The following is a 19,323-nucleotide window of genomic DNA, read 5'->3' as shown; positions in this document are numbered from 1 at the left end:
CCGGCCCGTCGCCCGGTCATCCGCCGGGCGCCGGGGCGGGCGCGCGCAGCCCGCTCAGCGCCTGGTCGGCGATGCGCTCGGCGAGGTCGGCGGGCAGCTCGGCGTCGTCGTCCCGCCACTTGGTGAAGAAGAGCATGGCACCGGACAGCGCGGCCAGCGCCACCTCGAGGTCCAGGTCGGCGCGCAGCTCGCCGGACTCGACGCCGCGCCGGAGCACCGCGCGCAGCGCGTCCCGCCGGGGTTTGATCGCGATCTCGCGGAACCGCTCGATCAGGTGCGGGTAGCGCTCGGAGTCGCTCAGCGCGAGGTTCATGATGCAGCGGATGCGCGGGCTGTGGCTCTCCTGCTGCGTCGCGGCGAGGTAGCGGACGATGTCCTCGCGGGCCGACTCGCCGGTCATCTCGGGAATCGGCGCCTTCAGGGTGGCCAGCGCGTCGACCACCAGCTCCTCCTTGCCGGACCAGCGGCGGTAGATCGTCGTCTTGCCGACGCCGGCCCGGGCGGCGATCGCCTCGATCGAGAGCTCGGCGATGCCGGTGCCCTCGGCGAGCAGGTCGACCGTCGCGTCGATGATCGCCTTCTCGGCCTTCTCGCTGCGGGGGCGGCCCGGCGCGCGGGCCGTCCCCGTCTGCTCAGTCACCATGGTGATCTCACACTACTGCCGGCTCCTTGGCCTCCGGTCGAGCCTCGGTCGAATCCTTGGCCTCCTTGCCGGGCAGCCAGCGGAAGACCACCGCGGCGCCGGCCAGCGCGACGATCGCGCCGAGGATCGCGGTCACGTGCATGCCGTCCATGAACGCCTGCTTGGCCGGCTCGACCAGCGCGGCTCCCTGCGGGCCGAGCTGCTGGGCGACGCCCATGGTGGCCGCGATCGACTCGCCGGCGGCGTGCCGGACGTCCTCCGGCAGCGCCGACAGCGTGCCCGCCATGCCGTCGCGGTAGGTGGCCGACAGCACCGAGCCGAGGATGGCCACGCCGAGCGCGCCGCCGACCTGGCGGACGGTGTTGGTCATCGCCGATCCGACGCCGGCCTTCTCGCGGGGCAGCGAGGACATCACCGCCTCGGTGGCCGGCGGGTTGATGTTGGCCATGGCCGCGCCCTGCACGAAGCCGATCACCTCGAACACCCAGATCGGGGTGTCGACCTGGATCCGTGTGTAGCTGAGCAGCACGCCGGCGATGACGAGCAGGCTGGCGGTGGCGACGGCCTTGCCGCCGAAGCGGCGGACCATCTGGGCGCTCAGCGGCGAGAAGATCAGCTGGGCCGCCGCGAACGGCAGCACCAGGGCTCCGGCCTGCAGCGGGCTGTACCCCTTGACGATCTGCAGGTAGAAGGCCATGAAGAACATCACGCCCATCAGGGCGAAGAAGACCAGGCCGACGCTGGCCACCGCGGTGGAGAAGCGCGGGATGGCGAAGTAGCGCACGTCGAACGCCGGCTCGGCGGTGCGGCGCTCGTGCCACACGAACAGGGCGAGCACCGCGACGCCGGCCAGCGTGGGCGCCCAGACCTGCGGGTCGGTGACCGTGCCGAGCTCGCCGCCCTTGATGATGCCGTAGACCACGCCGACCAGGCCGGCGATCGACAGCAGGACGCCCACCGGGTCGAGTCCGGAGCGGCCGGGGGCCCGCGACTCGGGCACCAGCACCGCGATCAGCACCAGGCCGATCAGCACGACCGGGACGTTGATGAGGAAGACCGAGCCCCACCAGAAGTGCTCCAGCAGCAGGCCGCCGGTGATCGGACCTATGGCGATGGCCAGCCCGACGCCGCCGGCCCAGATGCCGATCGCCTTCGCGCGCTCCCGAGGCGGGAAGACGTTGGAGATGACGGCCAGCGTGGCCGGCATCACGGCGGCGCCGCCCAGGCCCATCGCGGCGCGGGCGGCGATCAGCTGGCCGGGGTCCTGGGCGTAGGCGCTGGCCAGCGAGGCCAGCCCGAACAGCGCCATGCCGATCAGCAGCAGGCGCCGGCGGCCGTACCGGTCGGCCAGGACGCCGAAGGTGAACAGCAGGCCGGCGAAGACCAGCGTGTAGGAGTTGATCGCCCACTCCAGCTCGCTCTGCGTGGTGCCGAGCCCGGCCACCGGGTCGGAGATGACCTTAAGCGCCACGTTGAGGATGGTGTTGTCGAGAACGATCGCCAGCAGACTGAACACCATCACGCCGAGGATGGGCCAGCGGCGCGGGTGGCCTGTCTGGTCGTGCACGTTGCCCCCTGGGGGTAGAGCTATTTCGATACGGGTAAGTTTCGCAACGACACCGTAGCGCTACGCCATTCGATACGCAACCGTCTCGTTTCTTTATTGCCCCCTGTTCACCCCCGTGACCACCCCCCGTCACCGCCGCGGCCCCGCCCCAGGGGTGTCACCGCCCCGGCGTGCCGTGCGATGATGCCAGCGTCCGGGGACGCCACAGGGGCGCCTCGAGACCTGGAGGTACCAATGTCCGCCACGTCAACCGTGTCCGGCTCACCGACCGCGCTCTACGGCGGCCAGGCCGGACGGCGGGTCACCGTCCGCGACATCGCGGCCGCCAAGCAGCGCGGCGAGCGGTGGCCGATGGTCACCGCCTACGACGCCATGACGGCCCGGCTCTTCGACCAGGCCGGCATCCCGGTCATGCTCGTCGGCGACTCCGCGGCCATGGTCGTCTACGGCTACGACTCCACCCTGCCGGTCACCGTCGACGACCTCGTCACCCTCACCGCGGCGGTGGTCCGCGGCTCCTCGCGCGCCATGGTGGTGGCCGACCTGCCGTTCGCGTCCTACCAGGCCTCCCCGGAGCAGGCCCTCGCCTCGGCGGCCCGGTTCATGAAGGAGGCCGGCGCCCACGCGGTCAAGCTGGAAGGCGGCCGCCGGGTGCTCCCCCAGATCGAGACCCTCGTCTCGGCCGGCGTCCCGGTGATGGGCCACCTCGGGCTCACCCCGCAGTCGGTGAACGTCTTCGGCGGTTACCGGGTGCAGGGCCGCGGCCAGTCCGGTGACGAGCTGATGGCCGACGCCAAGGCCCTGGAGCACGTCGGCGCCTTCGCCGTGGTGCTCGAGTGCGTGCCGGCCGACCTGGCGGCGCGGGTCACCGCGGCGCTGTCCGTTCCCACCATCGGCATCGGCGCCGGGCCGGCCTGCGACGCGCAGGTGCTGGTCTGGCAGGACCTGATGGGCCTCACCCCGCACCCGGCGAAGTTCGTGAAGAAGTACGCCGACCTGGCCGGCGAGATGGACCACGCGGTCCGCGCGTTCGCCGACGACGTCGTCTCCGGCGCCTTCCCCGGCCCCGAGCACAGCTACCGCTGACCCGCCCGCGGCCGTACCCCGCCCCGGGGTGCGGCCGCCCCGATCCCCCGGCCGGTCAGCCCGTCCGGCCGAGGGCCTGGGCGAAGTCGGCCCACAGGTCCTCGGGATGCTCGATGCCCGCCGCCACCCGGACGGTGCCCTCGCCGATCCCGGCCCGGGCCAGCTCCGCGGCGGTCAGCGAGCGGTGCGAGGTGGTGGCCGGGTGCAGGACGAGCGTCTCCACCCCGCCGAGCGAGGGCGCCAGCCGGGCCAGCCGCACCGCGGCCATGAACGCGTCGCCGGCCGCGCGCCCGCCGGCCAGGTCGAACGAGAACACCCCGCCGAAGCCGGCCGGCAGCAGCCGCGCCGCCAGCGCGTGCGAGGGGTGGCCGGGCAGCCCGGGCCAGTGCACCGCGGCGACCGCCGGGTGTCCGGCCAGCCGGGTGGCCAGCAGCGCGGCGTTCTCGCAGTGCCGGGCCATGCGCAGCGGCAGCGTCGGCAGCCCGCGCAACGTGAGCCAGGCGGCGAACGGGTCGAGCGTCGCGCCGAGCTCGATCGCGAAGTCCCACACCTTGCGGTGCAGGCCCGGCTCGGCGAACACCGCGACACCGCCCAGCACGTCGCTGTGCCCGCCCAGGTACTTGGTCACCGAGTGCACCACCACGTCGGCGCCGTGCTCCAGCGGGCGGCACAGCACCGGCGAGGCGAAGGTGTTGTCCACCACGCAGGTCAGCCCGGCCTCCCGGCCGGCGGCGCACATGCCCGGCAGGTCGGCGACCTGGGTCATCGGGTTGGCGATGGTCTCCAGGTACAGCAGCCGGGTCCGCGGGCGGACGGCGGCGCGCACCGCGTCCGGGTCGTCCTGGGGCACGTAGGTGACCTCGATGCCGAACCGGCCGGCCAGCTCGGCGATCGCCGCGGCGGTGCCGCCGTACAGCACGTCCTGGGCGATGAGATGGTCGCCGGGAGACAGCAGGGCCAGCAGCACCGCGTTGATCGCCCCCATGCCGGAGCCCGCGGCCAGCGCGGCGGCGCCGCCCTCCAGGCCTGCCACCGCCTCCTCCAGCGCGCGCACGGTCGGGTTGGTGAGCCGGCCGTAGACGAAGGCGCCGTCCGGGCGCGTCATGCCGTCGGCGAAGACGGCCGGGTCGTCGAAGGCGAAGCCGGAGGTCTGGTAGATGGGCGTGCTGAGCGGCGTGCTGCCGTCCACCGCCGGGCGCGGCAGGTGGACGGCGCGGGTCTCCGGGCGCAGCGCGGGCTCGGCGGGGTGCGCGACCGGGCGCACGGCCGGGTGAACGGCGTCCGGGGACGCCGGCCCGGCGGGCCGCTCAGACATCGGTGATCCGCAGACCCGCGTGCGCCTTGTACCTGCGGTTGATGGAGATCAGGTTCGCGGTGAACGCCTCGACCTGCCGGGCGTTGCGCAGCCGCCCGCCGTAGACGCCGCGCACGCCGGGGATCCGGGACGCCAGTTCCTGCACGGTGTCGGTGGCCGCGCGGTCGTCGCCGAGCACCAGCACGTCGAGGTCCAGCTCGGCCACCGCCGGGTCCAGCAGCGACACCGCCGAGACGTGGTGGAACGCGGCCACCACCCGGCTGCCGGTCAGCACCGCCGCGGCCTGCTGCGCCGCGCTGCCCTCGGGCACCTCCAGCGCGAACGCGCCCTGCTTGTCGAACCCGAGCGGGTTGACGCAGTCCACGACGATCTTGCCGGCCAGCTCGGCCCGCAGCGATTCCAGGATCGCCCGGTGGCCGTCCCAGGGCACCGCGACGATCACCACGTCCGCTCCGGCGGCCACCTCGGCGTTGGCCGCGCCGCGCACCGGCAGGTCCTCGCCGAGCGTGGCGGCGGCCTGCGCGGCGCGCGCGGCGTCCCGGGACCCGATCAGCACCCGGTGGCCGGCCAGCGCGAACCGGCGGGCCAGCCCTTTGCCCTGATCACCGGTGCCGCCGAGAATGCCGATGGTCAGGCCGGCGATCTCCGGTCGCTCGTCGCTCATGGTCTGGTCCGTCCCCTCGTTCCCACCCGGTTCCCCAGATCATGCCAGGTGTTTCTTACCGGGACGGCGGCGGGGGCGCTGAGGCACGATGGACGCCATGGACGCTGCATCGGTGGCCTTCCTGCGCGAGGTGCTCGCCACCACCGGGTGGGTGGAACGCACCCGCGAGCTCGGGCGGTGCCTGCGCTCCACCCGCTCTCCCGGCGGCCTTCTCCTGGTCGGCACGCCGCGGGAGGAGCCCTGGCATCTGGCCGCGCACCTGGACGACGAGGCCCGGCTGTCCGGGCTGGCCCAGCTCGCCCCCACCCTGGTGCGCTGGTCGCCGCCGCCCGGGGCGCCGCCGCATCTGGCGGTGGGGCTCGACCGCGTCGAGGCCGCCCGGCGCGGCGAGACGCTGTTCGTGGTCGCCGAGCGGCCGGCGCCGGCCCCGCTGCTGGAGCGGGTGCACGACGCGCGGCGCACCGGGGCGACGATCGTCGCGCTGGACGGCGGCGACCCCGAGCTGGCCGGCCTGGCGCACGACGCGCTGACGGTGCCGCCGCGCGACGGCCTGCTCACCTTCGACGCGGCCCAGCATCTGGTCAGCGCGGCGGCGGGCGAGCCTGCGCGGTCGGCGACCCGGTTGCTGGACCGGCTCGCCCGGCTCGCCGACCGCATCACCGGTCCCCGGGTGACCGACTGATCGAGGCGGGCGGCCCGGCTTACGGTCGGACGCAGAAGCGATCTCTGGGAGACCATAACTCCCTCACGGTGTGAGATCGTTCCCCTCGGTGATGAAGCCATCCCATCCGGATGCCAGGCCTGCCGGGCCGGCCCGCCACCCGGTCCGCGCCGCGGCCGTAACGTGAGGCGCGGGGCCGGGCACGCGCGACGGCGCGGAGCGTGCGACCGGTCCCGGCGGCCGCGGCGTGCGGCCGTGCCCCGGCCCGGGCCGGGGCGCCCGCGAGGTGCCGGCGACGAGGACGGCCCGCCCGCGGTGGAGCGCGCTCGATACGGACTGATCGCACATCGAATTGGGGTGAGTTCACATGTGCTTCACGGTCGCAGGTACCGATCCGGCCGGTGGCGGGACCACGCGGTCCCGGCAGCCGGCCCAGGGGGCGCGGTGACGTCCGAACCGGTGTCCGTCCTGGTGGACATCGTCGGCATGGTGGGCGCCGGCGCGCTGCTGTTCGCCTACGTGCTGCTGTCCATGTCGAAGATCTCGGGGGACGGCCTCGTCTACCAGCTCATCAACCTGGGGGGCGCCGTCGCCCTGATGGTGAACTCCGCCTACCACTTCGCGTGGCCGTCGGCGTTGCTCAACCTGATCTGGAGCACCGTCGGCGCCTTCGCGCTGTGGCGGCTGGCCACCGCCCGGCCCTGGAAGCGACGGGTGCCGGACGGGTGAGCCACCCGGGAGCCGGGCCGGGCGGGGCGCCCCGCCCGGTCCGGGACGCCGGCCGGGCGGATCCGCCGGGGCACGCCCGGCCGGCGTCCGCGCCCGCCCGCCCGCCGGCGGATCAGTCGCCGTCCCAGTCCTTGTCACCCTCCTGCCAGGCCTTGTTGCGCGCCTGCGCCGTCCGCAGGGCGTCACCGGCCTCCTGTCTGGTGGGATAGGGCCCCATCCGGTCCTTGTTGGGACACCCTTCGTCCCCTTCGACCGCCATGTGCTTCAGGCAGAACCACCACCGGTCACCGCTCATTCACCCTCCTGGCCGCCGGGGCGCGCGCACCGCGAAACGCCCGTCACGCTCGTTCTCCGCCAGATCCTGCCCGGTCGCGGCCGAACTAGACTTGGGCGCATGACCACACTGCTCCGGCCGGGACGGGTGTCCCCCATGCGCAAGGTCCCCGCCCACATCGAGCGTCCGGAGTACGTCGGCCGCAAGGAGCCCCGCCGCGGCGGCTCCGACGTGCAGACGCCCGAGACGATCGAGCGCATGCGGGTGGCCGGGCGGCTGGCGGCCCAGGCGCTGGAGGAGGTCGGCCGGCACGTCGCGCCCGGCGTGACGACCGACGAGCTCGACCGGATCGGCCACGAGTTCCTCTGCGACCACGGCGCCTACCCCTCCACCCTCGGCTACCGGGGTTATCCCAAGTCCCTGTGCACCTCGATCAACGAGGTGATCTGCCACGGCATCCCGGACGACACCGTGCTGCGCGACGGCGACATCGTCAACGTGGACATCACCGCCTACATCGGCGGGGTGCACGGCGACACCGACGCCACCTTCCTGGTGGGCGAGGTGGACGAGGAGTCGCGGCTGCTGGTGGAACGTACCCGCGAGGCCACCATGCGGGCGATCCGCGCGGTGGCGCCGGGCCGCCGGCTCAACGTCGTCGGGCGGGTCATCTCCGCCTACGCCAAGCGGTTCGGGTACGGCGTGGTGCGCGACTTCACCGGACACGGCATCTCGACCTCGTTCCACTCCGGGCTGATCGTGCCGCACTACGACGACCCGTCGCTGGCGGTGGAGCTGGTGCCGGGCATGACCTTCACCATCGAGCCGATGCTCACGCTCGGCACCGTCGAGTACGACCTGTGGCCGGACGGCTGGACCGCGGTCACCCGGGACGGCCGGCGCACCGCCCAGTTCGAGCACACCATCGTGGTGACCGACGGCGGCAGCGAGATCCTCACCCTGCCCTGAGGCGGCGTCCGGCCGTACCCTCGAGTACGGCGCCGCGCGGTGGTCACGGTCGGCCGCTCGCCGGCAGGCGCTCACGAGCAGGCGCTCACGGTCAGGAGCTCACGAACAGGCGGCCGCCGTCACGCGGTCGCGGTCAGGTGATCGCGGTCAGGTGGCCGGGTCGGGTGGCGGCGGTCACAGGTAGGCGAACCACCAGACCACGAGCACCACGCCGGCCAGGGCGGGCAGCGCGGCCGCCCAGCGGAAGCGGCCCTTCAGCAGCACCACCAGGCTCAGCACGGTCGAGAGCGCGGCCAGCGTGCCGTACCAGGCCGCGCCGGCGCCGGCCGGGCGGGCCGCGTCACCCGCGGCCACCCGGTAGACGGTGACCGCCGCCAGCAGCGTGAAGGCGACGCCGGCCAGCCCGGCCACCGTGGTCAGCGCGACCACCGAGGGCAGCGGCCGGGTGCCGCGGCGGCGGCTCAGGGCCACCGTGCCGGACACCAGCTGGGCGGCGGAGGTGAGGAAGAACAGCGCGGGCGGCACCAGGTGCCACCAGGCGAGGGCCGGGGCGGCCAGCGCGGCGGCGCCGGGCACGGCGAACGCCCGGACGGCCGGGACCGCCGCGGCCGGCACGGTGCCCGCGGCGGCCAGCACCAGCGGGACGGTCAGCATCAGGACCGGCGCGAGGCGCAGCATCGTCCCGGTGGCGGGCCACCGGCGCATCGGACGGGGGGCGCGGGGGTGCACCGAGGTCACAGGGCGGCTCCCTCGGGCGCGGGACGCACCGGGATCACTGGACTGGCTCCCTCCACCGGGCCCGCGGGCGGGCGCCCCGGCCGCGTGGCCGTTCGGATCGCGACGTGCTCATTACATGCTCGGTGGACTGCCTGCCCCCGCGAGGCCACCGCTAACCTCGCCGGCCGGGCGGATCGCCGGCCGGCCTCCGCCGGTCAGCGGGCGGCGGACGCGGCGTGCGCGGGAGGGAGCTGGTCGGTGAAGCCCGGGACGGGCCGGGCCGGGTCGTCGCCGACCGCCACGATGCGGTTGGCGCCGTCCACGTGCACCACCCGCGGCCGGTAGCCGGCCAGCTCCGCCGGGGAGTACTGGCCGTAGGCGATGAGGATGACCAGGTCCCCCGGGTGCACCAGGTGGGCGGCGGCGCCGTTGATGCCGATCACGCCGCTGCCGCGCTCGCCGGCGATGATGTAGGTCTCCAGCCGGGCTCCGTTGGTGACGTCGACGATCGCGACCTGCTCGCCCTCCAGCAGGCCGGCGGCGTCCAGCAGGTCCTCGTCGACGGTGACCGACCCCACGTAGTGCAGGTCGGCGTGGGTGACCGTGGCGCGGTGGATCTTGGCGTGGAACATGGTGCGGAGCATGCGGGACCTTCGTTCGCGTAGGGGCGGCGGACGGTGCCGGGGCCGGCGGCGGGTGCCGCCCGGGGGGACGCGCGGCCTTGCCGACCGGCCGCTCGTCCGGGGGAACAGCACGGATTTTAGGCGACCGCGGCCGTGTCCGGACCGGTGGGGTGACCGCTCGGGGGCGGGAACGTGGTCGTGGCGGCTCGGATGCGCGGGGGCGGGCCGCCGGGGTGGGGTGCGGTCCTCCGCAGGATCGGGGGTGCGGCCGGCCGGCCGGAGGTTACGGTCGACCACATGTCCACTTAATGCCCATATTGCATAGTCTCACCGGCATGGACACCACGACCGTCGATGGCGTCGCCGGATGGGCGATCCGTCTCATGGAAACCCTGGGCGCTCCCGGAGCAGGCCTGGCGATCGCCCTGGAGAACCTGTTCCCCCCGCTGCCCAGCGAGGTGATCCTCCCGCTGGCGGGCTTCACCGCGAGCCGGGGGGACATGAGCCTGCTGCAGGCGCTGGTGTGGACCACGCTGGGCTCGCTGATCGGCGCGCTGGCGCTCTACGCGGTGGGGGCGGTCCTCGGCCGCCGCCGCACCCTGGCGATCGCCGGGCGGCTACCGCTGATCAAGACCTCCGACATCGAGAAGGCCGAGGCCTGGTTCGCCCGGCACGGCCGCAAGACGGTGTTCTTCGGGCGCATGATCCCGATCTTCCGCAGCCTGATCTCCGTGCCGGCCGGGGTGGAGCGCATGCCGGTGGTGACCTTCGCGCTCCTGACCACGCTCGGCAGCCTGATCTGGAACACCGTCTTCGTGCTGGCCGGCTACCAGCTCGGCGAGAACTGGTCACTGGTGGAACGTTACGCCGGGCTGCTGTCCAACGCCGTCATCGTCGCGGTGGTCCTCGCCGTCGTCGTGTTCGTGGTGGTCCGGGTGCGCGAGCGCCGCCAGACCCGGGACGGCCGGCACCGCCAGACTCGGGAAGCTCCGCGCCACCAGGCCCGTGAAGGGGAACATCGCTGACCGTCGCGTGCCGCCGATCTTCTAAGCTCGTGCTGCGGACCCCCACCGTGATCGGCAAGAGGAGAGCACGTGGACGACTTCATTCCGGCGACCACCGCCGAGCATCTGCTCTGGTTGCTCGCCGAGCACGGCGTCGAGCACCTCTTCCTCAACCCGGGCACCGACTCGGCGCCGCTGCAGGAGGCGATCGCCACCCTCGGCAAGGCCGGGGTGGCCGTCCCGCGGGTGATCCTGTGCTCGTTCGAATCGGTGGCGCTGGCCGCCGCGCACGGCTACTGGCAGGTGACCCGCCGCCCGCAGGCCGTCTTCGTGCACGTCGACGTGGGCACCCAGAACCTGGGCGCGATGATGCACAACGCGCTGCGCGACCGGGCCGGCGTCGTGGTCATCGCCGGCCGCACGCCGTACGCGGAGGAGCCGGGCGCGCCCGGCGGGCGCTCCAACCCCATCCAGTGGCACCAGGACGTCCCCGACCAGGCCGGCGTGATCCGCGGGTACGCCAAGTGGGTGATGGAGGTCACCCGGCCGGCCATGCTGGCCCGCGCCGTCGGCCGCGCGGTGCAGCTCGCCGCGGGCGGCCTGCCCGGCCCGGCGTACCTGATGATCTCCCGGGACGTGCTGATGGACCCGCCCGCCACCGAACCGGGCCGCCGTGACCGCTACGCCCTGCCCTCCCCGCCGGCCGCCGATCCCGGCACCGTGCGCCGGGTCGCCGAGGCGCTGGCGGCGGCCGAGCGCCCGCTGCTGGTCACCGCCAAGACCGGGCGGCGGGCGGCCGGCTTCCACGCGGTGACCCGGCTGGCCGACGCCGGGGTCCGGGTGCTGGACCTGGCCGAGAGCGGCTGCGTGAACATCTCGACCGCCCACCCGCTGAACGTGCTCACCGCCGAGGAGGGCAGGCGCGCCGTCGAGCAGGCGGACCTGCTGCTGGTGGTGGACGCCGACGTGCCGTGGATCCCCCGCTTCACCAGCCCCGCCCCCGGCGCGACGATCGTGCATGTCGATCCCGACCCGCTGAAGACCGACACGCCGCTGTGGACCTTCCCGGTGGACGTGGCGGTGACCGCGGACGGCGCCACCGCCCTCGCCCAGATCGCCGACGAGCTGGAGCGGACCGGGCACGTGCCGGCGGTCCGGCCGGCACCGGCCGTGCCCGGGCCGGCGGCCCCGCCGCCGACGCCGCCGGTGGCGGGCCCGATGAGCGCGGCCGAGGTGGTCGCCGCCCTGGAGGAGGTGCTCCGCCCGGAGGACCTGGTCGTGGAGGAGGCGGTCACCGCTTCGGTGGCCCTGCACGAAGGGCTGAGCCGGACTCTGCATGGCACGATGTTCGGCGCCGGCGCGCCAGGGCTCGGCTGGGGGCTGGCCGGGGCGGTGGGCGTGAGCCTCGCCTCGCCGGGCCGCCGGGTGGTGAGCGTGGTCGGCGATGGCAGCTTCATGTTCGGGGTGCCGACCGCGGCGCTGTGCCTGGCCGCCGAGGCGGGCGCGCCCATCATGGCGGTGGTGCTGAACAACGACGGTTATCGCGCCAGCCGGTTGCCGGTCTTCGAGCTCTTCCCGCACGGGCTCTCGGTGGCGCAGGGCGACGCGGCGGGCACCCGGTTCGCCGCGCCGCCGGACTTCGCCGCGGTGGCGCGGGCCTGCCACGCGCACGGCGAGACGGTCCGCGACCGGGCCGGCCTGGCCGCCGCGCTGCGGCGCGGCCTGGCCGCCGTCGAGTCCGGCCGCTCGGCGGTGGTGGACGTGCACATCGCGCGCGACTGACTGCGTAAAGCGTCGAAGGTCAAGCGGCCGGCCGGGAGGTCACCCGGCGCGGCCCGGCACCGCGCGGGCGGCGGTGGACAGCGCGTGGAAGGCCTGCTCCCGGCGCCTCAGCAGGCGAGCCGGGTGCCGGGGCAGGCCGGCCATCCGGTTCGGCAGCTCGGCGGCGGATCCGGCGCCGGCGATGTCGGGCAGCGGGATCACCGACACCTGCTCGGCGCGCGCGACGACCCGGCTGCCGGCCGCGCCCGGCAGCGGGCGCACCTCGAACACCATGGCGCCGGCCCGGCAGGCGACCTCCACCCGGCACCGGCCCGCCCCGTGGGTGACCGGCACCGGGCCGCCCCGGGTCCGCTCCCGCTCGGTCAGCGCGGCCTCGGCGACGATGTCGGCGGCCAGGCCCGGCGGCAGCGGGAACTCCGCGCTGATCGGGCGGACCGCGGCGCTTCCCTGCCGGTCCCGCCGGGCGCAGAACGCGCCGCCGCCCAGCACCGCCAGCAGGATGGCGATGGTCAGATGTTCCATGGCCGGCTCCTCGCCCGTACCGGTGCCGCGTTCCGCCAGGCCACCGGTACCGACAAATCCCTCCCCTTTGACATAAGGAAGATATCCGGCGCGATCCCCGGACACGCTCATTACATGGGAGGGTTTTCCCCCGCGTCCGATCAGTACTAAGTACTGAAATATTCCGAACCGTTCCAGAGGGACCGCGACCGGATCCCGGTCGCCGGCGGCACCTCGGCCCGGGCCGGGGTGCCGCCGGCGAGCGGCCGGGCGCCGTCGCGGGCGCCCCTGGTCCGGGCCCCGCGACCGGCCGGACGCCACCGCCGCGCCCGCCACGACACCCGCGGCACCGGCCCGGCGGGCACCGCACGATCAGTCGACGAATTGCTCCAGCCGCGCGGCGATTCCCGACCGCTGTTCCACGCCGAGCTTGCGCAGAATCCTGGAGACGTGCCCTTTGATGGTCGACTCGGTGACGAATACCTGCGCGGCGATCTCCTTGTTCGTCATACCGCCGCGGGCGATGAGAAAGGCGATCTCCCGTTCCTTGGACGACAGCGAATTGAGCAGGCTCTCGGCCTGCGCGGACGGCCGGGCGATGATGTCCATGGTCTCGGTCTGGCCCCGCTCGCAGCGGCGGCGCAGCGCGCGGACCATGGCGAGCAGCTCGCGCTCGCCGGCGGGCACCGCCTCCTCCACCTCGCTGATCCGCGCGTGCAGGTCGGCCAGGATGGCCGAGACGTCCTGCACGACGTCGGCCACGGACGGCCAGGCTCCGTCCGGACCGTCGCCCGGCACCTCCAGCCGCCGGCGGCCCACGTCGTCCTCCCGTTCCCGGGCCAGCACGACCGCCACCGAGCGTGCCGTCCATTCGAAGGCGCGCACGTGCTCGGCGGTGTAGCAGCGGGGGCGGTAGGCCTGCACCGATGCCAGCCCGATCACCGCCGGCTCGCCGTCCCGCCGCTCGAAGATGGGCACGGTGATCGCGTCGGCCGAGGCGCGCTCCTCGTCACCGAAGGCCACCCCCTGGTTGAGCAGCAACCCGCCGTCCTCGGCGTACCGGTACGGGCGGCGGTGCCGCAGGATCCAGGCCGCCTGGCCCTTGGGGCCGTACCCGAAGACCTCCGGCTGGACGTACGCCTTGCCCGCCGAACTACAGTCGAAGGTGTAGGGGTAGACGATCTTGCGACCGTCCCGGTAGAAGCCCACATAGAACGCGTCGACATCGCAGATCGTGCTCATGGCGAAACGCCAGTAGTCGAACAACCCGAAATGATCGCCCATCCGGGCGCGGATCCCGCGGTCCGCCTGGCTCAGAGCCCTGGCGACATCCGGGGAGAACCCGTCGTGCGAACGAGGCGCTGACACCCGTCCTCCTGTGACCGACCTCGGTGGAGCCCGTCCCGCCATCCGGCCCGGCCGGGCGGAATGGCGTACTTCTCGTCATCATTTCCCGTGATCTGCCGCGCGCAAGAGATCATTCCGAGTCCCGATGGCCACCGCAAGCCGCTGCGCCCTCACGACGTCGGGCGATGCATTCTCGTTATGTTCACCCGCCGCTCTCCCGCGGGTCGTATTCCACGGCCTGGCGCGGTCCCGCCGCGGGCCACCGCCCGGCCCGGTGCGAGGCAGAGTGAGCGGCACAATGACCGGCACAATGACCGGCACCGTGACCGGCACCGTGACCGGCACCGTGACCGGCACCGTGACCGCCGGTCCGGCCGGCGGCGGCGCCGCACCGGCCGGACCGGAAAACGCGGGCCGGCGGATCAACAATCACCTGCCCCGGATACGGCGGCATCCATTACCTTTTTGTGACCGCCGGGCCGCACCCCGGGAATCAGCACTGGCAGGGAAAAGGTGTGGTGGCCGCGGCGCGCTGCGATTTCCCCGCAGGACGGGCGAGGAGCTCAAATGCCGCATATGACGAAAATAAACCCCGAAGGCTCGGCGACTGCCCGGTTCGCGTACGAACTCCAGCGCCACCGCATCCTGGCCGGTCTCACCCAGGCGGAACTCGGCCGCAGAATCGGCTTCTCCGGCAGCCTGGTGGGCGCGGTGGAGAACATGAAGCGCATCCCGAGCGAGGATTTCACCCGCCGCTGCGACGGCGTGCTCGCGTTGGACGGCGCCCTGCTCGCCCTGCACGCCGACGCCTGGCCGCCGCCGCCACCGGTGCCGGACCATTTCCGCGACTGGACCATGGAGGAGCGGCGGGCGACCGCGCTGCGGATGTGGGATCCGCTGCTCGTCCCCGGCATCTTCCAGACCGAACCGTACGCGCGGCACGTCTTCGAGCGCGCCCCGGGCATCACCCCCGACCAGGTGGAGGAGCGGGTCGTCGGCCGGATGCGCCGCAAGGAGGTGCTGACCCGGGAGAACGCGCCCGCCGTCCTCAGCCTGATCGACGAGGGCGTGCTGCGCCGGCCGATCGGCGGCTGCGCGGTGATGCGCGGGCAGCTCGAGTATCTACTCGAGATGGCCAGGCACCCAAAAGTGGTGATTCAGATCGTTCCGTTCGATTCGGCGGCCATCCCGGGATTACTTGCGGCATTTGTTATAGCGGAGCAGCGCGGCACGCCTTATACGGTATATGTGGATTCGGTGCCCGACGGGCGCACGATGAGCGAGCGAAGTGTGATCGCCTCGCTCACGGCTCGCTACGACGCGATCCGGGCCGAGGCGCACTCCCGGTCCATGTCGCTGAGAGTAATCCAGGAAGCAGCAGACAAATGGACTTAAGAACGGCGCAGTGGCACAAATCCAGTTTCAGCGGGGACAACGGGGGTCACTGCGTCGAGGTGGCGGGCAATCTCGCCGGCATGGTCGCGGTCCGCGACTCCAAGGACCCGGGCGGGCCCACCCTGGTCATCCCTTCCGACAAATGGTTTAAATTTCTTAAATCCCTCAAACCAGACGGCCGGCGCGCCGGGCAGCCGGAGCCGCGACCGGCCCGGCGCTGACCGGCCGCCGCCGGGCGAGGGCCGGCGGCGTTCCACCTGATCACCGCCGCCCAAGCCCGGTCCCCGGCGGCCGCCCCGGCCGGACGAGAGGGCAACGCCAGATCGCCCGGGCGCCGCTCCAGCGGCCTATGGCCTTCCGATATGGGAAATAACGCCTTTTCTTCAGTGACCGAAAGCAAGGGGCCGCGCACCGCACGCTCCATCACTTTATGCTGGAGATCGACTCCCGCATTATCCCGACAATATGCACAAAGCACGACAATTGCTCGGATGGTGCGGCCCGTGCATCCGGAGGGCCCTGTGACAGCACCCCCGTACCGTCCCGAGATGGGGAACGGTCCGGCCCCCACCGCCGGTGATCCCAGGGCGACCGGGCACGATCCGGATGATCACTACCGCCGGCGGTACGAGGGAGTCCGCGAGTTCCTGCGGGTCTTCGACCAGATGCGGATCCGGCCCACCCGCCGCGAGGGTGATCTGCCGGTGCCGGTGCTCTGGCTGACCGGATCCGACCAGGCGACCACCACCGCGGCCGACGCCCTGGAGGCCCGCTGCGACGGCACGCCCTTCGCCCGGATCGGGCCGGTCCCCGACCCGGGCGACGCGCCCTTCGCCCCGCTGGTGGCGGAGTTACGGCACGTCGCCGGCGAGCTGGCCGCCACCGCCCCGACCGGCGAGCCGCGGCTGCGGTTCCCGCTGTTCCAGCAGACGGTGTGGATGCTGGACCTGCAGCTCACCGAGACCGAGCGGGAGCAGCTGCACGACGCCGCCAAGCGGGCGATCCGCCGGCGCCGCCGGCAGGTGACCGGGGGCACCGGGCAGGACCGGCGGACCTTCTGGGCGAACGTCCGCGCCTACGCCGAGGGCCCGCTGCCCGCGTGGGCGGCCGCCACCGCGCTGCTGAGCGCCGGCTGGGCCGACCAGCTCACCGCGCTGTTCGGGGTGACCGCGATCGCCTCCGGCCTGGTCATCGGCTCGGTGCACGTGCTGCTGCTGTCCCGCAGCTGGGCCGGGCGGGGGCGCTACCGGTGGTTCTGCCGCCAGCCCTATCTCATGCCGGGGCAGCCTCGCAACCGGCCCCGCGACATCGCCGCGTTCACCGTGCGGGTGCTGCAGGCCCGCCGGCGCGCCGCCGCCCCGCGTCCGGCGCCCGGGGCACCGCACGAGCCGGCCACCGACCCCGCCGGCGTGCACCGCGAGAACACCGACCGTAAGGACGCCGACCGCAATAGCACCGACCGCAAGGCCGCCGAGGCGGCCCAGGCCGTCGCGGGCATCGAGCATCTGCTGGTGCACGCCTTCCTGGAGGACCTGCGGCAGGGGTATGAGCGCCGCTGGTGGAAGGTCTGGCGCCGGGTGGCCTGGGCGCGCACCTCCTACCCGGTGCTGCTGGTCGACGGCCGGGACGGCCGGCTCGCGGCCCTGATCGAGGAGGTCCGCGCCGCGGTCCGCCGGGCCGACCCGCTGATGGTCGTCGTCGCCGGCCGGCAGGACCGCCCGCCGCTGCCCCCGGGGGTGCCCGCCGGGCGGGGCGCGCTGACCGGCCGGCCGGAGGCGAGCGAGGAGCTGTGGGCGCGCTGGGTCGCCGAGCTGGGCCGGGATCGGGCGCTCGGCTCGTGCCGCGTGCTGCGCGTCGAACTCGACGACGCCGACGTGTCGATCCTGGAGAAGATCACCGTGCCGGTCCGGGGCCGGCGGCGCCCGCTGCTGGCGCATCCCTCGCTGCCCTGGGCCGTGGTGGCCACACTGGTCTGCCTGTCCCTGGTCCGGGTGCTCGCCGACGAGACCGGTCGCTGCGCCCCCGGCATCCGCCGGATGGAGTCCGGCGAGTGCGTCGGCATCAGCGACGGCGGGTTCGCCTTCGCGCCCCAGATGTCCCGGGTCCTGGCCGAGATCCAGCGGCAGAACCGGCGCATCCTGGACGGCGGCCACCCCTACGTCACGGTGGTCTACCTTGGGAAGCTGACCAGGCCGGCCGGCGCCGCCGACAACGACGCGATGACCGACATCCACGGGGAGCTGGCCGGACTGGCCGTCGAGCAGCGCCGGCTGCTCGGCATCGCCGACGGCAGCCAGTTGCAGATGCGCGTGCTGGTCGCCAACGCCGGCAACGACTTCCAGTACGCGCCGGAGGTCGCCGAGGACGTGCTGGCCATGATCGCCACGGACCCGACGGTGATCGGCGTGGTCGGGCTCGGCGAGAGCAAGGAGAAGGTCCGGCAGGCGATCCGCGTGCTGGCCCGCCGGGCGGTACCGGTGATCACCACCACCTCGACCTACGACGATCTCGGCCGGCACGAGAACCGCGCCGTCATCCGCTCGTTCTTCCCGCTGGCGCCGCCCAACAGCGAGCTGGCCGCGACCGCGGCGCGCTGGGCGAAGGAGGGCCGGCCAGACCGCGGGATCCGGCCGGCCCGGAACGCGATGGTCTTCACCGACACCCGGCCGGGCGATCTGCTGGGCCGGGATCTCGGTGCCCGGTTCGTCAAGGCGTTCAACGCCGGCGCCGGCCCCGGCGTCACCGCCGACTTCGTCGAGTTCAGCGGAGGCGCCGCGCTGGGCGAGAAGGTGACCGAGGTGTGCGGCCGGCGGGTGCGACCCGATCTCGTCTACTACACCGGCCGCAGCCCGCAGTTCGGCGCCTTCGTCGCCGCGCTCGGCAAATCGCAGTGCGACCACGTGACGATCATGGCCAACGACGATGTCACGCAGTACGTCAACGACCACGCCACCGAGCTCGGCCGCAACGCCCGGGTCCGGGTGACCTACGTGGCGCTGTCGTCCCCCGCGGCCTGGCACGACGTCCCCGCGCAGCATCGCACCGACTTCTACGGGCAGCTCGACGATCTTCTCGGCTCCCTCGACATGCGCCGGCTGCCGGCGGTCGAGCTGCCGTCCCGCGACTACGCGGTGCAGGCGCAGGACGCGGCCGACGCGCTGATGCGGGCGGCCCAGGCGGCGTTCGCCGACCAGGGAGCCCGGTCCGCCGATCCCGGCCGGCCGGGCATGGTGGACCGCGGCGGCGTGCTGCTGGCGCTGGCGAACCTGCCGGCCAGCAACGGCGACAGCGGGCTGGTCAAGCTGCACGGCGCCACCGACGGGCTGCACGCCCTGGACCGGCCGATCATGCTGGTCACCGTGGACGAGCGCGGCGAGCCGGTCGTCGTGCGCCAGTGCGGCCGGCTGTACGCCGACCAGGCCACCGGCTCCACGTGCTGATCCGGCCGGCCCGGTGGCGCCGGGCCGGCACCCGGCCACGGCCGGGACCTCAGATGGTGCCGCTGATCGTGGTGCCCTCGCCGACCACGCTGTTGATCGTCAGGGTGCCGCCCACCTCGCGGAAGCGGCGCTTCATCATGTCCAGCCCGCGGCCGGTACGGCCCGGCCGGAAGCCGGCGCCGTTGTCACTGATCGTCAGGCGCAGGCCGGAGCGGCCGACGGTCAGCGCGATCGACACGGCCTGCGCGCGGCTGTGGCGCTCGACGTTGCCGAGCGCCTCCACCAGCACGGCGTAGACCGCCTCGGCGACGGCGGCGGGCACGACGTCGGGCACCGCGCCGGGCGCGACATCGGGCACCGCGCCGGACGCGGCGGTGTGCACGTCACCGGCGGGGGCGCCGGGCATGGCCCAGACCTCGACGGTGACACCCGTCCGTTCCGACCACTCGGTCAGGTACTCCTCGACCGCCCGGGTCAGGCCCTGGTTACCGCGCATGCGCAACTCTTCATGCAATCTTTCCAACCCTCCTCAGCCGCACCGCGCCCGCCGCGGCGACGACCGCGGGTGACGCCACCGGCGAGTGCTGTCGAGCGGTTGGAAATCGT

20 protein-coding genes are annotated in these 19,323 nt (G+C 73.7%); 10 read left to right on the top strand and 10 right to left on the bottom strand.

What is annotated here, in order from left to right:
• Positions 1-16 precede the first annotated feature (16 nt).
• Positions 17-643 (bottom strand): TetR/AcrR family transcriptional regulator, encoded by a 627-nt coding sequence (locus tag Sru01_RS04700; RefSeq protein ID WP_203982595.1) that lies wholly within the window; start codon positions 641-643, stop codon positions 17-19.
• Between the two features lie 7 nt (positions 644-650).
• Positions 651-2,210, bottom strand: a complete 1,560-nt coding sequence (locus Sru01_RS04695; protein ID WP_307811959.1) for an MFS transporter — start codon at positions 2,208-2,210, stop codon at positions 651-653.
• A gap of 234 nt (positions 2,211-2,444) precedes the next feature.
• Between Sru01_RS04695 and panB the strand changes: the two genes are divergently transcribed.
• Complete coding sequence (gene panB, locus Sru01_RS04690) at positions 2,445-3,296, top strand: 3-methyl-2-oxobutanoate hydroxymethyltransferase (protein ID WP_203982594.1); 852 nt, start codon at positions 2,445-2,447, stop codon at positions 3,294-3,296.
• A gap of 55 nt (positions 3,297-3,351) precedes the next feature.
• On the opposite strand, the gene Sru01_RS04685 is transcribed toward panB, so the two are convergent.
• Both Sru01_RS04685 and npdG read right to left on the bottom strand, forming a co-directional pair.
• Complete coding sequence (locus Sru01_RS04685; protein WP_203982593.1) at positions 3,352-4,611, bottom strand: trans-sulfuration enzyme family protein; 1,260 nt, start codon at positions 4,609-4,611, stop codon at positions 3,352-3,354.
• Positions 4,604-5,275 (bottom strand): NADPH-dependent F420 reductase, encoded by a 672-nt coding sequence (npdG, locus tag Sru01_RS04680; protein WP_203982592.1) that lies wholly within the window; start codon positions 5,273-5,275, stop codon positions 4,604-4,606. The genes Sru01_RS04685 and npdG overlap by 8 nt, the downstream gene beginning before the upstream one ends.
• 97 nt (positions 5,276-5,372) lie before the next feature.
• On the opposite strand from npdG, the gene Sru01_RS04675 reads away from it, so the two are divergent.
• Complete coding sequence (locus Sru01_RS04675; RefSeq protein ID WP_203982591.1) at positions 5,373-5,957, top strand: hypothetical protein; 585 nt, start codon at positions 5,373-5,375, stop codon at positions 5,955-5,957.
• Positions 5,958-6,380: 423 nt separating this feature from the next.
• Complete coding sequence (locus Sru01_RS04670) at positions 6,381-6,665, top strand: CBU_0592 family membrane protein (RefSeq protein ID WP_239136911.1); 285 nt, start codon at positions 6,381-6,383, stop codon at positions 6,663-6,665.
• Positions 6,666-6,777: 112 nt separating this feature from the next.
• On the opposite strand, the gene Sru01_RS04665 is transcribed toward Sru01_RS04670, so the two are convergent.
• Positions 6,778-6,960 (bottom strand): hypothetical protein, encoded by a 183-nt coding sequence (locus Sru01_RS04665; protein ID WP_203982590.1) that lies wholly within the window; start codon positions 6,958-6,960, stop codon positions 6,778-6,780.
• Positions 6,961-7,059: 99 nt separating this feature from the next.
• On the opposite strand from Sru01_RS04665, the gene map reads away from it, so the two are divergent.
• Entirely contained in the window at positions 7,060-7,908 is an 849-nt protein-coding gene (map, locus tag Sru01_RS04660) for a type I methionyl aminopeptidase (RefSeq protein WP_203982589.1), read from the top strand.
• A 174-nt stretch (positions 7,909-8,082) separates the two neighbouring features.
• On the opposite strand, the gene Sru01_RS04655 is transcribed toward map, so the two are convergent.
• Together Sru01_RS04655 and panD are read right to left on the bottom strand one after the other, a co-directional pair.
• On the bottom strand, positions 8,083-8,646 hold the full coding sequence (locus Sru01_RS04655; RefSeq protein ID WP_203982588.1) for a hypothetical protein: 564 nt from the start codon (positions 8,644-8,646) through the stop codon (positions 8,083-8,085).
• Between the two features lie 194 nt (positions 8,647-8,840).
• Positions 8,841-9,269 carry an aspartate 1-decarboxylase gene (gene panD, locus Sru01_RS04650; RefSeq protein WP_203982587.1) on the bottom strand — a complete coding sequence of 143 codons (429 nt, stop codon included), beginning with the start codon at positions 9,267-9,269 and terminating at the stop codon, positions 8,841-8,843.
• A 314-nt stretch (positions 9,270-9,583) separates the two neighbouring features.
• On the opposite strand from panD, the gene Sru01_RS04645 reads away from it, so the two are divergent.
• Complete coding sequence (locus Sru01_RS04645; protein ID WP_203982586.1) at positions 9,584-10,273, top strand: DedA family protein; 690 nt, start codon at positions 9,584-9,586, stop codon at positions 10,271-10,273.
• 69 nt (positions 10,274-10,342) lie between these two features.
• Positions 10,343-12,034 (top strand): thiamine pyrophosphate-requiring protein, encoded by a 1,692-nt coding sequence (locus tag Sru01_RS04640; protein ID WP_203982585.1) that lies wholly within the window; start codon positions 10,343-10,345, stop codon positions 12,032-12,034.
• Positions 12,035-12,073: 39 nt separating this feature from the next.
• Here the strand turns inward: Sru01_RS04640 and Sru01_RS04635 are convergent, their stop codons facing one another.
• Positions 12,074-12,556, bottom strand: a complete 483-nt coding sequence (locus Sru01_RS04635) for a hypothetical protein (protein WP_203982584.1) — start codon at positions 12,554-12,556, stop codon at positions 12,074-12,076.
• 351 nt (positions 12,557-12,907) lie between these two features.
• Positions 12,908-13,903 (bottom strand): LuxR C-terminal-related transcriptional regulator, encoded by a 996-nt coding sequence (locus Sru01_RS04630; RefSeq protein WP_203982583.1) that lies wholly within the window; start codon positions 13,901-13,903, stop codon positions 12,908-12,910.
• Between the two features lie 289 nt (positions 13,904-14,192).
• Here Sru01_RS04630 and Sru01_RS04625 point away from each other — a divergent pair, with 289 nt between their 5' ends.
• The 4 genes from Sru01_RS04625 to Sru01_RS04610 all read left to right on the top strand — a co-directional run bounded on the left by Sru01_RS04625 (position 14,193) and on the right by Sru01_RS04610 (position 18,717).
• Positions 14,193-14,462, top strand: a complete 270-nt coding sequence (locus Sru01_RS04625; protein WP_203982582.1) for a hypothetical protein — start codon at positions 14,193-14,195, stop codon at positions 14,460-14,462.
• Positions 14,459-15,277 carry a helix-turn-helix domain-containing protein gene (locus Sru01_RS04620; protein WP_203982581.1) on the top strand — a complete coding sequence of 273 codons (819 nt, stop codon included), beginning with the start codon at positions 14,459-14,461 and terminating at the stop codon, positions 15,275-15,277. Before Sru01_RS04625 ends, Sru01_RS04620 begins: the two co-directional genes overlap by 4 nt.
• Positions 15,268-15,498 (top strand): DUF397 domain-containing protein, encoded by a 231-nt coding sequence (locus tag Sru01_RS04615; protein WP_203982580.1) that lies wholly within the window; start codon positions 15,268-15,270, stop codon positions 15,496-15,498. The genes Sru01_RS04620 and Sru01_RS04615 overlap by 10 nt, the downstream gene beginning before the upstream one ends.
• A 327-nt stretch (positions 15,499-15,825) precedes the next feature.
• The gene (locus tag Sru01_RS04610; RefSeq protein ID WP_203982579.1) at positions 15,826-18,717 is read left to right on the top strand and encodes a type 1 periplasmic-binding domain-containing protein; all 2,892 of its coding nucleotides are present in this window, start codon (positions 15,826-15,828) and stop codon (positions 18,715-18,717) included.
• Positions 18,718-18,766: 49 nt separating this feature from the next.
• Here the strand turns inward: Sru01_RS04610 and Sru01_RS04605 are convergent, their stop codons facing one another.
• Entirely contained in the window at positions 18,767-19,213 is a 447-nt protein-coding gene (locus Sru01_RS04605) for a sensor histidine kinase (protein WP_203982578.1), read from the bottom strand.
• Positions 19,214-19,323 lie beyond the last annotated feature (110 nt).

The organism is Sphaerisporangium rufum (assembly GCF_016863395.1).
GTDB classification, from domain to species: domain Bacteria; phylum Actinomycetota; class Actinomycetes; order Streptosporangiales; family Streptosporangiaceae; genus Sphaerisporangium; species Sphaerisporangium rufum.
This window is presented reverse-complemented; position numbering and strand designations above follow the sequence as displayed.

What these genes read in the sequence shown, in the direction of transcription:
- Sru01_RS04620 (WP_203982581.1), top strand. Translation starts at nt 14,459, where the DNA reads ATGACGAAAATAAACCCCGAAGGCTCGGCGACTGCCCGGTTCGCGTAC.
- npdG (WP_203982592.1), bottom strand. Translation starts at nt 5,275, where the DNA reads ATGAGCGACGAGCGACCGGAGATCGCCGGCCTGACCATCGGCATTCTC.
- panB (WP_203982594.1), top strand. Translation starts at nt 2,445, where the DNA reads ATGTCCGCCACGTCAACCGTGTCCGGCTCACCGACCGCGCTCTACGGC.
- Sru01_RS04610 (WP_203982579.1), top strand. Translation starts at nt 15,826, where the DNA reads ATGGGGAACGGTCCGGCCCCCACCGCCGGTGATCCCAGGGCGACCGGG.
- Sru01_RS04685 (WP_203982593.1), bottom strand. Translation starts at nt 4,611, where the DNA reads ATGTCTGAGCGGCCCGCCGGGCCGGCGTCCCCGGACGCCGTTCACCCG.
- Sru01_RS04635 (WP_203982584.1), bottom strand. Translation starts at nt 12,556, where the DNA reads ATGGAACATCTGACCATCGCCATCCTGCTGGCGGTGCTGGGCGGCGGC.
- Sru01_RS04645 (WP_203982586.1), top strand. Translation starts at nt 9,584, where the DNA reads ATGGACACCACGACCGTCGATGGCGTCGCCGGATGGGCGATCCGTCTC.
- Sru01_RS04665 (WP_203982590.1), bottom strand. Translation starts at nt 6,960, where the DNA reads ATGAGCGGTGACCGGTGGTGGTTCTGCCTGAAGCACATGGCGGTCGAA.
- Sru01_RS04605 (WP_203982578.1), bottom strand. Translation starts at nt 19,213, where the DNA reads ATGCGCGGTAACCAGGGCCTGACCCGGGCGGTCGAGGAGTACCTGACC.
- Sru01_RS04700 (WP_203982595.1), bottom strand. Translation starts at nt 643, where the DNA reads ATGGTGACTGAGCAGACGGGGACGGCCCGCGCGCCGGGCCGCCCCCGC.
- Sru01_RS04615 (WP_203982580.1), top strand. Translation starts at nt 15,268, where the DNA reads ATGGACTTAAGAACGGCGCAGTGGCACAAATCCAGTTTCAGCGGGGAC.
- Sru01_RS04675 (WP_203982591.1), top strand. Translation starts at nt 5,373, where the DNA reads ATGGACGCTGCATCGGTGGCCTTCCTGCGCGAGGTGCTCGCCACCACC.
- Sru01_RS04625 (WP_203982582.1), top strand. Translation starts at nt 14,193, where the DNA reads ATGACCGGCACCGTGACCGGCACCGTGACCGGCACCGTGACCGGCACC.
- map (WP_203982589.1), top strand. Translation starts at nt 7,060, where the DNA reads ATGACCACACTGCTCCGGCCGGGACGGGTGTCCCCCATGCGCAAGGTC.
- panD (WP_203982587.1), bottom strand. Translation starts at nt 9,269, where the DNA reads ATGCTCCGCACCATGTTCCACGCCAAGATCCACCGCGCCACGGTCACC.